Raw genomic sequence first — 14,148 nt, forward strand, 5'->3', positions numbered from 1 at the left:
TTGGTGCTGTTTTTTTGATGAAATGGTTATTTCGCTCAGCTAGAATAACAGCGCATGCGTAACAGATAGTATCTACTACGCATGCAGCTTAAGTGTAAATTATTGCTGTTGGAATACTTTCGTTATTTTATTTAATTCAATCACATCAGCAAACGGTATGTTTTGTTCTGGAAATGCGGCTTGCACTTTACTCGTTAAGGGTTTTGAAAACGAGCGATAGTTAATTTTAGACACGACCGTGATTGGATAGCTAAGTCCCTCAGGCAGTTCAAATGATTCCACGCGAGTTTCATCGGGTGATATACGCGTATCAGCCAAGATCTTTTCTACACGCCAGAATTTCAGTCCAACGGGTTCTCCGTGCATATAACCACTTTTCTTGGCAAATACACGGCTGTCTTTTGGTAGATAGCCATCGTTTAACTGACCGCTGACTAAGCGTTCTACGCCTTTACTGTCTGTGACAACTAAATCAACCCATACTTGACGACGTGCGCCACCCGGCATTTTATGACCGGTATTATGGTTTGTCACCTTCACGTCGATATTACGGTCATCTTCACTCATTGCTACATCAAGTAACAGTGCGTTACGTAATATATCGCGGCTGAGTTTGCCATGTTCTTTCGAACGCATGTCGGAGAAGTAGTAGTTACCACCAATAAAGTTATGGGCAATTAAGTTTGGCTTAATAGGGCCATTATCGGTTGCTTGACCCGGTGTTTTCTTATCAAAATCGGTCATATCCATACGCATGTGACAATCGATACAGGTTTTATTCTGTTCTGGGTTGTCCGGTGCATTAAATTTAGAGGCTTGCCATTCGCCATAGTTGTTGTTCACGTTAGCGCCTTGGCCTGGTGTGAATTCATTATGGCAAGTCGCACAATATAAAGAGCTTTTGTACAATTCAGGATTTGAATAGCTGTCTTTATGTTGTTGCGGCGATGCATTTATTTGTGCTTCAGCAATCAATTTTAATGCCGGGTTACTGGAAAATTCAAACAAGTATTCAGCGCGGTCTTTTAAGTTAACAGTCAGATCAGTATTACCACCGGCATCTTCTGCTTTGGTGATACGGTGACAGAATACACAGCTCGTTCCAGTTTCATCGACAGGTAGACCTGCTTTCAATGCATCACGTAGTGACTGGCCTTCTTTCTCATACATGCTGTTGAGGTGAGTTAGTGGCGCTGTATTGTTATTCAGGATCGTTTGTGGTGCATGGCAGCCTCGGCATAAGTTTCTAAAGGGTTCGCCTTCTGATTCTGCCGCTAGATTTTCTTGGAAGCGATAATAAGGGCTATCCATGTGCATGCCGTGGTTTGAATTTGACCACTGCTTATACAGGGTACTATGGCAAGATTCGCAACTTGCTGAGTTTAGCCATTCTGATTTATGGGTGAACTTGCGCTCGTCATCAAAACGTAACCAAGTTGATAGATAAGGCAGATTCTCTTTCGTGGTGACGTACATGTTTAATGCTGACATTAAACGTACGATCTCTACTGAAGGCGCTTTAGGATCGACTTTTGGTAATTCCGGCTTTTTCGGATCTGTGCCCATACCGCCTTGGGTCTTTTGGATCATATCAATATAAGCTTCGATAGGGTCGCCAGCAATCATAGAAGATAAGCCAATATGACCAGTCATCGCATTGACTTTAACGTCTTTGGTTCCGTCTGCTAATAAGTATTTGTTGGTAAAGTTAAAACCGTCGACATGACAAGAGTTACAGCTCATCCAGAAATCACCCGCCATGGCAGAGTTTTCAAATTTGTCGCTGTTTGCAAGATTGAAGAGCGTTTTACCTAAACGTAATTCAGGTGCGATTGGATCGTGACTAATTAAATTAGCGAATTGCGCATTCGCTAATTTAACTTTAGCAAAGGGACCTTTACCACTCACATCAAAACTGACTAAGTCGTGAGACATGGCATTTTGTACATATAGGGTACCGTCTTTTTCAATTAGGCTGCGCGGGTTAGTACCGGGTATATGACGGTATATTTGCGTTGCTTTTACGCCGCCTTGTAATTTAGTTCGGCGATGACGTTTCGACTTTTTACCAATTTCACCTTGGCGTGAGAGATCGAAGACTAGCAGATCTTCAGATCCTGATAAGGTAATGAATATTTTTTTACCGTCTTCTCGGAATGCGGCATCGTGTGGATTGGACACAATACGGGTGGTATTGTTGTTTTCAATGATGTTAATTTGTTTGAATAACTGTTTGCGCTTATCAACCATTTCTTTTTCTTTACCTGGTGTCAGGTCAAGTAATGAAATAGTGGGGAAGACCGTCGATTGAAATTGAAAATTATCCGAGAATGACCACAACACATGGGGTAACCAAGCTTGCGTGCCATCGGGTGATATTGCAATATTATCAAGAACACGTGGTTTCCCCTGTGGTACAGCGCGTGATGCATGTTCTGGCGTATCAATAAGCTGAATGACTTTCTTTAATTGCAGCGTGTTTGATTGCAGTGTCGCAGCACGGGTATCATAAATAGATACCTGACCTGTCATGCTGTGAGTGACAAATAAGCGTCCATCATTCGCAAGGGCAAGGCCACGTGGGGTATCAGCTGTTTGTGTCGTTGCGGAAATATCACCATCAGTAGAGACGGTTAACAGCTGCTTGGCTTCAAAGAGCGTGACGTAATATTGTTTATTATATTCATCGTAAACAATACCGAAAGGGCGGTCACCGGTTTTAATTGTTTTGATTAGCGCTAGGCTCTTTGCATCAATAAGGTAGAGCTGATTGGCAAGGTAATCACTGACTAATAATTGGTTGTTAACAGAGTCGAGAGCGAGTCGACGAAGATCTTTACCTAAGGCTTGCTCTGCGATTAATTCACCTGTCTCTGCATTCAGAATACTGACGCTACCTGCATCCATATTTGCACTAATAAACTGCGTTTTATCAGTTGATAGTAATAAGCTGTTACTTTTGGTATTTGCACTTACATTGCTGGCGTAAAGTGAGCTACTTATTAGCAATAACAAAGTAAGCATTAATTTTGGCAATGTATTTATATTCATATTGATATTCATAGATACAGTATCTTGATAGAGGTGAAGGGTATTGCGATTAAGAATGGTTATCATTATATAGTTTTAGTGCGATAGTGCAATAATTGCGGTTAGGATTGCGTGCTTAAATGATTAGGATCAAAGTAATAAAGGTATAAACTGCGTTCACCTAGAAAGCGACCTGTAAATTGCGTGACTAAACCCCCATTAATCAGTTTATCCGTGTCAAGTGCATTACTACTCAGCCGCCAGTATCCTTGCTGTTGAGCTTGGTAATTACTGCTACTTTGGTAATGGCGATCTAAAATTACATGTTGTGGTAACGTGTGGCGCAAATTATCGATATTATAATTACTGATGATAATCTGTTGCGTATTCATTGTTGTAAAAAACTGAGTGGCTTGTAATACCGGTGCATTTTTCTGTGTTGAGAACTGTTTTAGACTGTGATGCCCCAGTGTGACCAGCAATATAATACTAACCACGTATAGAATAGGGTGAATGCTTTTTTGCAGATAGCTATTTTGCGTATAGAAGTGCTCTACTAGTTGGGCCGTAATGATGGGTAACAACAAACTGAAGACTGCTAAATGGCGAATGTTTTCTGGATTTTGCCCGCGTATTATCCATGCAAACCAGCAGCAAGCGATGATACTGAGGCCTCGTGTCTTGGGTATATAAATCCCGATGATTAGACTGGTGGCTAATAAGGTTAACCCTAAGCTTGAATAGGTATTGTTTAAGGTTGTTAGCCACTGTTGTAACAGCGGATCCGTTGTGTTCGTGGTATTTCCCCAGATGGTAAAATGACCTTGGGTAAAACGTTGACCTTCTTCGATATAAGCCCAGCCGTCTTGCATAAAGACATATCCAGCACAAAATAACCCAAGGATTGTGATGCTAAATATTTGCCAACCGAGTCGTCGAAAACGCTGAAGCCCTTGAGCATGGTAAATACACTCTAAAACCAGTGCGCTCGTGACTAAAGGTAAATAGGAGGGGCGGGTAGCGAGGCATGCCGCTAATAATAGCCCACTGCTTATCGCGGAATATGTTTTTCTGGTGCTGACGTCAGTCGCGGCTTGTGTATAAAGGTGAGCCTGTAATAAATATAAGCTGAAGAACCACAACGCTGTCGCATCAGATAAGCCATTAAAGGCTAATTCAGCAATATTGCCTTGCAGTAAAAAAAGCATAACGGCAAGGACTGTGAACCCCTTTGATTGCATACGTTGATAGCAATAGACAAAGACACTGAACGTTAACGCGATAGCAGAAAGAAAACTTAATAAGACATTACTATTGGGGTGGGAAGTGATTGCGGCGATACTGCGTTCAAACCAAACAAAGCCGGGATAACCGGGAAAGTGTGGGCTGAACTCTAATACCGAAAAGTAAGTTAATGCACGCTGAAAATACAGTGCATCATCACTGCTAATATCAAAACTATAATAATTGAGTAAGCCAAAATAGCCCGCAATGCAGGCTATTACGCTAAAGCCGATAATTAAATCAGCGTAGCAAGGCTTATTACTTCGTTGGAGCATCGGGTAATGTAAATTGCAGTGCCGCTTGTAAATCAGCTCTGAAGGCAATGAAGCGCGTTACATCAGCAGGTTTTTGACCGACACCAAATACACCGGGATTACCGATAGAGGCAAGCGCTCCACGGATGGCTAAATCTGCTTTCTGGCGATTATCAGCCGTCAAATCAGCGGCCAGTAAATCAATAAATAACTTACTTTTGACCACGAGTACTTTAGCAACTTGGTAATCGTTAATGTTTTGTTCTGCACCTTCAAGGCGACGCATTACTTCCGCTTTCATCGTCGTAGTTAAGGCTGTCGAAACGCCTTGCTGGTTTTGGGTTGTTATCGCCGTTTGCATTTGCTCATCAACATTAAGACCGTGATGCTCATTAAAGTAAACAAACTCTGCCTGCATTGAGTTATATGCGCTTTGCACTGCATTGTAATCATTTGCCGACAGGGCTTTGAGTAAGGTTTCACGGCCTTCAATTAAAGGTTCTTTACCCGCAGCGGCATAAGAGTAAGCAAAGCTTTGCGTACTAAATAGCAATACGAAGAAACTGAAAAAGAACGACTTTACTGTTTTTGCGTTGATCGCACTAAATGAGTATATCGAACTAAGTAACATTTTTACCCTCCGGTGTTTTTGTATCATCCATAATGCTTTGCACTTCAATGACGGTTTTTTCATTGCGGTGATCAAAGATTTTACGACGATTATCTTCACCTTTAATAATACCTTCTGCAGCCATTAAACCCATTTCCATTGCGGTATCAGTGAAGATGTAACGGAAAGTACCTTGGCGACCAGTCATAACCAAGTTGTCAAATTGGTTAAGGTGCGTAATTGCACGTTCACGTTTTTCGTTGTAGCTTACATCCATCATTGGATAAGCGTATTCAGTATAAGTGGTAAAGAATTCGCCAGTGCTTACATCGGGTACATCGAGGTGTTCAAGATCTGCTTTAACGCGTTTTAGTAGCTTATTGTTGTCCATATTCCACACATCATCGCCTTTGTCACAGGGGATCTCAATCATCACTGATGTTTGACCTTTAGGTGCCATGAAAGGGGAACGACGACGTGGTTCTTGTAAACGAGTACCAATTAATTCTGGGTCAGATAGATACTGCCAAGTATTCTGTGATACGTTTTCTGTTGCCATCGGCATGTTGAAAAATCGCAGTGAACGATAGGTTAAACCAGAATCAAAGCCTGTTAATGTACACACAACTGGTAGTGGAATGGTGCCTACTACATGGTCACAGCTAATCGTATGCATTTCACCGTTAAGTTCATAAGTCACAGCATCAATACGATTGACGCATTGCTGTAATGCGGTGATATTTGCGCCTTGAACTATGGTTACGCCTTGCAACTGTAACTTTTCTGCAAGCTTGGTATACATTTGGCCAAAGCCGAGTTTAGGGTAACGGTATTTTTTAGCGTAAGTACGAGGTGTAGCCCCACGAGTGGGTATTAAGCGTCGTGCGACATCTTTTAAATCTAACAAGCTGATGCGTTGAGATGCCCAGTCTGCCGAGAGTTGACGCGGATCGATTCCCCAAAGCTTGCCAGTGTAACCTTCAAAGAAATTCTTATATAAGGTCGTACCGAAACGCGTTTCAATCCACTCGGCAAAGTTACTGGTACTTTGTTCGCTTGGGCGTTTTTGGAAAGGCAGTTTAAAGACTAAATCTACCGCAGCACCAGCTAATAAACTGATTGGCGCATTACGCAGTAAGTTACCAATCGCGAGCGGGTAGTTGTAAGTACGGCCTTTAAAACGGATCACACTGGTACGCTCAGCATATAACAGATCATCAGTCATTAAGTCATCGATAAACTGTAAAAGTTTTGGGTTTTTAGTTATAAAGCGATGACCACCGTAGTCGAAACGATATTCGCCTTTTTCACCTTGGAATGTTTGCGTTGCGCACATGCCACCAACAAACTCTTCACGTTCTAGGATGGTGACTTCATAACCAGCTTGATTAAATTCCCATGCGGCCATGAGTCCAGCTGGACCTGCGCCTAAAATTACAATTTTTTTCGACATTATTTGCTCAGTTTTAAAATTAGTGTTCTTTTTAAATAGAAAGTTTGATGAAGTAACTCGTCTTATTTAGTAGACAGCCTACTAATCGCGACTTTCTAGCAGATAGCATAAGCACGTCAACTCGCCGTAAACCCATCCATGGGGGCTTGGGCTGGCATCTATGCCAGCAACAATTGTCTTAGTTTATGCTATCCACTCGGTATACTTTTCGTGCTATGAGTATCGTGTTATCCCGCGGCGGCTGTTTTAGCGTGCACTTGATAGCCACGTTGCCAGAACACAGAGAAGACCGCTAAATAAGCCCCCCAAATAACCAGTGGTAATAGATTTGGTGATGAATTATAACCAAATAAAGCGCGTAAGAAAGTGCCAAATACACCTTGGTCATCAAGGATATGGCTAATATCAAAGACCGCCGTTTGGAATACGGGTAATACGTCGGCGCTCTGTAGCATATTAGTTGCTGAAGATAATAAACCAGCGGCAATAATAATGATCAACAAGCTGGTCCATTTGAAGAAGGCTTGGATGGGTACTTTACGGGTGCCGCGCATTAGCACAATCACGAGCACCAGCGATGCAACAAGGCCTGCACCAGCGCCAATTAAACCATCTTGTAATGAAAAGTCGCCTTGACCTGAATACATCAATGCCGAGAAAAATAACACAGTTTCAAAACCTTCGCGCATGACCGCAAGGAAAGCTAAAAAGATTAACCCAAACACATTGCCTGTGGTTAATATTTCGCGGATGTTGTTTTGCATGTTCGCGACTTGGCTTTTAGCCTGGCGTTGCATCCAGATGGCCATGTAAGTGAGAACTAACGTAGCAAAACTTAAAATGCCGGCCATTAATAAATTACGGTATTCATGGGAGTCAAATTGGTCAACAACAAACTGGAAAATGAAAGCAACAATCAACGAGGCAACTAACCCCAGTGCCACACCAATATAGATGAGTTTGTTGTGTTTTGATTCACCCAGCTTTGCTAAGTAAGAAAGTATAATGCCAACGAGTAGGAAGGCTTCAAGTCCTTCACGGAAGGTAATTAAAAAACTGGCAAACATATTAAGACTTCCTAAAAAATTTAATGACTGTCCAGCGCCATGCGTGACGAAGAACCAGTGGGGTGAGTAACCATGAACTGTAAAAATGGATATCTTGCATTAAAATACTGAAATTATTACCGGTGTTGCCCCAAAAAGTCAGGTAAATACCGGTAAGCGTACAAGCAACAAGTAAGTATTCTATTATTGTGCCGGTTTGACGCAAGAATTTCTTTTTACTGTTTTTAATCAGGTTGCGGTGCGATAACCAGAAACTGCCAACAAAAACAGGGAATATACTAATACCAGCAAGCATGTGCATGAGTAATACGGTGCGCTCTACTTGCCACGGGATAGTGATAAACGGCCACAATAAAAGTCCCGATAAGAACATTAAATATAATATTGCTTCCGCTTTTTTGTGGTGAAAGGCCAGACGTTTGAAATATTGCTGTAAACGTGACCAGACGTTATCGTCGGCTGGAGTAGCTGCTTGAACTGACATGATAAAACCTTATTCATATCGACGGTATGAAAACGCAAAAAGGGCTGAGTAAAATCTCATCCCTTTTTGCAACTTTTATTTTAATTTCGCAGCGCTTTATTTAGCTGAATTAGGCTAACTTATTAAGTGAACTTAGCACGCTGCGAGATGGCTATTTGTTGCCAAAAGGGCGGTTATTTTGCGCTAACCGAGACTTTTGCTGCCATTGTTTGTGCTGTACCAAATTTACCGCCAGCTGCTGTAACTTGCTTCACACCATCATTATCTGAATCGGTAGTATTGCTGTCTTTCAGTAAGTTTTCACCTGAATCACCAACCCATTCTGATAACTGCTGGCCACCGTTAACTACTTTTTTGAACCAAGCGGTGTAACGTTCAGTTAAGTGTTGTAGTTCAAGTGCTGGAACATGTTCGCCTTCTTCGTTAGCAAGGTGAAGCATTGTTTCACGTAAACCACCCGAGATTGCTGCAGCAGTTAGTGGTGTGTGGATCGTTGCTTTACCTGGTGTTTGTGCCCAAGTACCTAGGTCAGCATCAAACATGTTTTTCTCTACTGCAAGGAAGATTGAACGTGCTGCTTGCTTGTAGCTGTCGTCTTGTGTTGCAAGGTAAGCTGCAACTAAACCACGGATTGCAGCGAATTGAGCGTCAAGTGATTGGTTTTTATCTACTGATTTACCAGACTTATTTTTTGATGAACTTAGTGTTGCGCCGTCATATACTAGGCCGTTTTTAGCTACTAACGTGTTAACGATGTAATCAGCTTGTGCTTTGATTAGACCAAGCGCTTGTTTACCTTGAGGAGTAGCTAAATCTACATCACCGCCGTCTGCTGCAGCATAACCTACTGGCAGAGCATCTTGTGAACGTTGGTAAATAGATAATGCTACGATGCTGTATGCCGCGTCGAATGTATCAACTTGTGCATTTTGCTTACCGTCGTATTTAGTAACAAAGGTACCCGCTTTCTCATTGAAATGTAGGTTTGCTAAGTTTTGGAACGATAGGTTAGCCACGTTGCTGGCAACTGAGAATGCATCGTCAGCGATTACATTGTTCGTTGTTTTGTTATCAATGTTCTGTTTCGGTGCTGCTGCAAATGGTTTGCCATCAAACACAGCTTTGAATGCTGGGTTTTGAGCTGTATTCGCAGTACGTTGGTCAGTGAATGCATAGAACTCACTTACTGGCCATAATAACATCCATGTATCACGCAGTGATGATGAGCCATCTGTCACTGTTAGCTTACCGATGTTATTAACGTTGTTTTTCTGTGTTTCTTTCACGGCTACTTTATGTGCAAACCAGATAGGATTTTTAGATGCATCATAATCAGGACCAAATTTAACGCCTAGCTTGTTACCGTCAAAGCCAAGTTGCTGTTGCAGGATAAGTAACTTGTCTAGTGACATTTCAGTTAAGATCATGCCGTTGAAACCATCGGCAGCAGATACACCAAGGCTGTGCACACCGTCTTGATCCATCGTGCTTGATGTCGCTTCAACTTCTTCATCTGTTGTTGTAACGTGCATACCACCAAGGAAATCTTGTGACCACATGACTTCTTTCAGGAAGATGCTGCCGATTGCACCTGGGTTTAAGGCTTTATCAAAACTTGCGCTATCCCATGCTAGTGTTTTGTAGTCACGGAAATAAGCTGGAATGACAGTGTTATGAACTGCTGCTTTACCTGTTGCAGATAATACTTCTAGTTCTTCACCATTTACTTTTGTGGTATCTACTTTACCTACAAATTCAGGGCTACCTGAGACGTATGGTACAGAAATAGGGTACATGTTTAATGGGATTTCTTCAGCTGGAAAGCCTACAGAGCCCGCAAGCGAAATAAAACGTTTACCTAAGTCAGCAAGAGAACCGCCGCGTGCTTGGTTAACTGGACCATTTACTAGGTGAGGACCCATAGTAGACTGGTAGTTTAACGCGTACATTGCTTCTTCTGAGTATTCGTAGCTTTCAATTCCCGCTGCATAATCGAATGCAGTTGGTTGATCAACTTGGTTTGGGTCTAAAATATCAAGGTCTAAACCGAGCGCTTCAGCAAGTGGTTCACCTGACAATTCGAATTCTGTATAAGCAAGAAAATTAGCTGCAGGAGAAAGTGTTTTATCAAGTACTTTTACATTTGCAGCATGTGATGCAAATGAAGCTGTAATTAACGCAGAAGAGATGGCAAAGCAAAGGGCAGATTTTTTCACAACAAATCCTTTTTATTTTTTATAATAGACTACATTATTTTATAGCCTTAATGAGAATAGTTCGTATTATCCATATAAATATCTCGAATGCAACTCTAATTGATAATTATTACTGTTTAGAATGATCTAGGACAATTTGCTTTAAGCTGGCGTAATAGCGTTACAAACTCTGCTGGTGATCGGTCGAGATCATCAACAGGAAAGTAAATGTCATAGCCTAGAGTATCGTGAAGGTAGCGCATTCTATTAATGAACATCGCCTGTAACCCTTGATATTTATGGGTTATTTTTACGTTAGGGTAAAGCATGTTGTCGGCATTGCCATACAGTGACGCGTTGGGGTTTGACAGCATGGTAAGCGCACGCTGTTCTAATAGCATGTGTGATAATGTGGGTAATGAAGCACTATTAATGAGGTGTTCTCGTTCGTTGAGGCGAATACCTATGTAAGGCAGCTCTTTTAGTGCTAACCCATCGTTTATTTTCGGAATATCTATTCGTTGTATATCCTGCCAAAGAATAGTAAAACCACCGCGAGCAGTGAAATAATGTATCCCCTCATTGGTGAGTGAAAAACGATAATCGACGTCATTTATTTTGGCTATGCCGATAATGAGTAGGATAATGCCGATAATTAAGGCTGCTGCGAGTAACGGTAAATAAAGCCCGTTGTTAGTATCGGATGACGTTGTTAGCAGTGTGATGATACTACTGAAAATCAATAAACCTGCCACCATGGTAAGGGTTATACCATTACGTTTTGCAATCGGCCGTATCAACATTTACTCTACCTCTGGGATGACTTTCCTATTGGTAATAATAGCTCAAATATCACGCCTTTAGGGCCTTGTTGGTTTTTTGCATTGACCTGGCCACAGTGGAAATCAGTGATTAATTTGACGATGTGCAACCCTAAACCAAGATGGGGTGTATCTGACTGCTGGCGATTAGAGACCATAGAGTCAAACAGTTGCGGAATATTATCACTGCTAAAATGTGGGCCTTGATTTTCAACGAGCAGTTGTAGTTGGTTGTCGAGTTTATTAAGAGTGAAGCCTACTGGTTGATCGACAGGTGCATAATCAACCGCATTACTGATGAGTTTATCGAGTAATTGGACGATGAGCTCTGGCGCTAAATTTATTGCGTAATTGTCTTTGTCAGTATGGCTCTTGTCGTAAGTTAATTTAAATTGATGGCTGCTATAAATTTGTCGGTAAGCATCAACCAACTCTTCTAACATATCGTCAAATGGTACAATTTGCCATTGCGCGTATTCAAAACTTTGCTCTAATTTAGTGGCTTCACTAAGGGCGTTTAATGTTTGGCTTAGACGGTTGGTCCCTTGCATTGCACGAGTCAGATATTTGCTTGCCTCTGGGTTTAAATTGGATAGTTCCAAATTTTCCAATGAGGTTCGTATAACCGCCACAGGGGTTTTCAATTCATGAGACAATTTATCAGCCAGTGAAGCAAGATAGTCAGTGTACTTACCTTGGTTGACTGTTAATTGTTGCATTACACGAGATAAGTCCCCCAGCTCATCTGGTAGTTTACTCGCGTCTGGTACGGACATAATCTTGCCATCGTTATCAATCGCATCACGGTAATTTTGTTTCATTTTGACGATTCGCCATGATAACAGCGAGGCAAAAGTAAATAATACTGAAACGATGATGGCGATGATGGTAAACAGCAATATCAGCAGCTGGTTTAATGCCTTACTTGCTGACAGTAGGCTTTGTCGTGAGTCTTGTACGGCGACAAAATAGAATGGTTGGCCGTTAACGAGCATTGTTTTACTGTGTAGTTGTTTATTAATTGGCGAGTCTTGATACCAGGTTGTTTTCCCGAGTTGCGCAGGTGATAACCAACGACCTAAGCTTGTTGGTTCACGCCAATAAGGTAGCGAATCGGAGGTGAATAATTTGTTATAAATAGCGTTGCTAAACCAAGACGGGTCGACTTGGTTTTCATTCGTTTCTCTTTTTCTTTCTATCTCTATTTCGCTTTTATTTTCAGTTTCAGTTCTTGCATCAAGGGCATTCCACATTTGTTCTGCACTTAATTTCCCAATCAACCAATATTGGCTATTGAGTAAATATAAACTCAGGCCGGGTTGTTGGTAGGTCGCGAGTTGCTGGTTTAAGTCCAATGTTTCACGCACAAGGCTACGTTCGTAAGTTGAGCCGGGTTTAGATTTGAAATGTTGATTTAATTGCTGATCATTAAGGATAAGATCAAAACCTATAGCATCACTGGCTAAATTAATTGGTATTGCAATTTCTATCGTATAATGATCATCGCGCCATACCCATGAACCTGCATTTCGACTCGTGACTTGGCTGGTATTGTTCATCTCGACACGGCCAGAGCCTTGAGGCTTAATCTGCCAATGCGAAACCAGTCCCGTTTTATTGATACTGCGGATGTTAAGCTGATCGGCAGGGCGTTGCGGCTGAGTTGGATTATAATAATGTGGACGAAGAGCGCTCGTCTGAATAAAAATATAGAGTAATTTATCATTGGCTGCTAACTTAAATTTAGCCGACGTCGGAGGTTCTTCAGCAAGGGGGGGTTTAGACTCGTCACGTTCAGGCATGTAGTCATAGCTATTAAGCTGAAACCAAGGGGTAGTAATATTATCCCAATCGCTTTCTTCACCATCAAACCCATCCAATAACATTTTACTGTCGGTGAGGGGGGCATAATAGTTACCTTGATTGGTATTAAAATCACTGTATTGCGATTGGTTTAGTTTGCGCTGAAGTTGCTCGGCCGCAGCGGTCATTTGTACGTCGAGCAATTGGCTATGACTTTGGCGTAAGCTAGTTTCTAAAATACTGACACTTTGGCAACCAGCCCAAGGCAGTAATAACATTAAGCTGGCGACTAATAACAGCTGTGTTTTTAAACTGAAGTGAAATTTCACTCAATAACCCAGCGATAACCCATACCATAAGCTGTTTTTATGGCGTTAAATTCACTATCTATATAACTGAATTTTTTACGTATACGCTTGATGTGTGTGGTGATGGTGTTGTTATCTAATACCACGTGTGCCGCATCCATGAGTTGATCTCTATTTTTAACTTGGCCGGGATATTTAGCCAGCGTATGCACAATCCAAAACTCGGTTAACGTTAGCATCACCGGTTGCTCTTGCCAGTATGTTTCAATACGCTCGACATTGATTCGCAGTAATCCTCGATTAAGTACTTGCTCGTCATTCGAGACGGGTTTTTTTAGTGCTTGAACACGACGAAACAGTGCGGACACACGGGCTAAAACTTGATGAATACTCACGTCTTTCGTTAGGTAGTCATCGGCGCCCAGACGCAATGCTGATATTTCGTCAAGTTCGCTGTTTCGTGCGGTTAAAAATATAATCGGTAGGGTATCTGATAATTGGCGTAATGTGCGGCATAGCTCAAAACCACCCTCGTATTCATCTTGCAAGCCGACATCAATGATCGCCATATCTGGTAATGCGAGTGCAAAAGCGGCGAGTGCATCTTGGCGATTATGGAAAATTGAAACCCGGTAGCCGATCCGTTGTAATGCATCACGATAATTTTCTGCAATATTTATTTCGTCTTCAACGAGGGCAATGTGTAATTGTTGTTTAATCATTCGGGCTGACTCATTAATCGATAACAGGAGGTGCTGGGATGCAGTCCTATGTTATCAAGGATGAAAATATTAATACAGCTTTTAGAAAGGCTGTCGATATTCTCACCCTTGTTAATG

General features: G+C 41.7%; 10 protein-coding genes. All 10 read right to left on the reverse strand.

The features are described 5' to 3' along the window. Window positions 1-99 precede the first annotated feature (99 nt). Window positions 100-3,051: a multiheme c-type cytochrome gene (locus tag FR932_RS04940; protein ID WP_026032237.1), complete on the reverse strand. Its 2,952-nt coding sequence runs from the start codon at window positions 3,049-3,051 to the stop codon at window positions 100-102. Between the two features lie 101 nt (window positions 3,052-3,152). After that, window positions 3,153-4,589 carry a hypothetical protein gene (locus FR932_RS04945; RefSeq protein ID WP_019442807.1) on the reverse strand — a complete coding sequence of 479 codons (1,437 nt, stop codon included), beginning with the start codon at window positions 4,587-4,589 and terminating at the stop codon, window positions 3,153-3,155. Further along, window positions 4,573-5,199: a hypothetical protein gene (locus FR932_RS04950; protein ID WP_019442806.1), complete on the reverse strand. Its 627-nt coding sequence runs from the start codon at window positions 5,197-5,199 to the stop codon at window positions 4,573-4,575. The genes FR932_RS04945 and FR932_RS04950 overlap by 17 nt, the downstream gene beginning before the upstream one ends. Next, window positions 5,189-6,631, reverse strand: coding sequence for an FAD-dependent oxidoreductase (locus tag FR932_RS04955; RefSeq protein WP_019442805.1), 1,443 nt, complete (start codon window positions 6,629-6,631; stop codon window positions 5,189-5,191). The genes FR932_RS04950 and FR932_RS04955 overlap by 11 nt, the downstream gene beginning before the upstream one ends. Before the next feature lie 227 nt (window positions 6,632-6,858). Beyond that, the gene (locus FR932_RS04960; protein ID WP_019442804.1) at window positions 6,859-7,698 is read right to left on the reverse strand and encodes an FTR1 family iron permease; all 840 of its coding nucleotides are present in this window, start codon (window positions 7,696-7,698) and stop codon (window positions 6,859-6,861) included. A 1-nt stretch (window position 7,699) separates the two neighbouring features. Beyond that, window positions 7,700-8,182, reverse strand: a complete 483-nt coding sequence (locus tag FR932_RS04965) for a hypothetical protein (protein WP_019442803.1) — start codon at window positions 8,180-8,182, stop codon at window positions 7,700-7,702. 173 nt (window positions 8,183-8,355) lie between these two features. After that, entirely contained in the window at window positions 8,356-10,398 is a 2,043-nt protein-coding gene (locus FR932_RS04970; RefSeq protein WP_019442802.1) for a hypothetical protein, read from the reverse strand. Between the two features lie 116 nt (window positions 10,399-10,514). Continuing rightward, complete coding sequence (locus tag FR932_RS04975) at window positions 10,515-11,180, reverse strand: DUF2982 domain-containing protein (protein WP_019442801.1); 666 nt, start codon at window positions 11,178-11,180, stop codon at window positions 10,515-10,517. A gap of 5 nt (window positions 11,181-11,185) precedes the next feature. Continuing rightward, the gene (locus FR932_RS04980; RefSeq protein WP_019442800.1) at window positions 11,186-13,330 is read right to left on the reverse strand and encodes an ATP-binding protein; all 2,145 of its coding nucleotides are present in this window, start codon (window positions 13,328-13,330) and stop codon (window positions 11,186-11,188) included. Beyond that, complete coding sequence (gene pdsR, locus FR932_RS04985; protein ID WP_019442799.1) at window positions 13,327-14,031, reverse strand: proteobacterial dedicated sortase system response regulator; 705 nt, start codon at window positions 14,029-14,031, stop codon at window positions 13,327-13,329. The genes FR932_RS04980 and pdsR overlap by 4 nt, the downstream gene beginning before the upstream one ends. Window positions 14,032-14,148 lie beyond the last annotated feature (117 nt).

It is taken from the genome of Moritella marina ATCC 15381 (genome assembly GCF_008931805.1).
GTDB classification, from domain to species: Bacteria; Pseudomonadota; Gammaproteobacteria; order Enterobacterales; family Moritellaceae; genus Moritella; species Moritella marina.

What these genes read in the sequence shown, in the direction of transcription:
- FR932_RS04940 (WP_026032237.1), bottom strand. Translation starts at nt 3,051, where the DNA reads ATGAATATAAATACATTGCCAAAATTAATGCTTACTTTGTTATTGCTA.
- FR932_RS04945 (WP_019442807.1), bottom strand. Translation starts at nt 4,589, where the DNA reads ATGCTCCAACGAAGTAATAAGCCTTGCTACGCTGATTTAATTATCGGC.
- FR932_RS04950 (WP_019442806.1), bottom strand. Translation starts at nt 5,199, where the DNA reads ATGTTACTTAGTTCGATATACTCATTTAGTGCGATCAACGCAAAAACA.
- FR932_RS04955 (WP_019442805.1), bottom strand. Translation starts at nt 6,631, where the DNA reads ATGTCGAAAAAAATTGTAATTTTAGGCGCAGGTCCAGCTGGACTCATG.
- FR932_RS04960 (WP_019442804.1), bottom strand. Translation starts at nt 7,698, where the DNA reads ATGTTTGCCAGTTTTTTAATTACCTTCCGTGAAGGACTTGAAGCCTTC.
- FR932_RS04965 (WP_019442803.1), bottom strand. Translation starts at nt 8,182, where the DNA reads ATGTCAGTTCAAGCAGCTACTCCAGCCGACGATAACGTCTGGTCACGT.
- FR932_RS04975 (WP_019442801.1), bottom strand. Translation starts at nt 11,180, where the DNA reads ATGTTGATACGGCCGATTGCAAAACGTAATGGTATAACCCTTACCATG.
- pdsR (WP_019442799.1), bottom strand. Translation starts at nt 14,031, where the DNA reads ATGATTAAACAACAATTACACATTGCCCTCGTTGAAGACGAAATAAAT.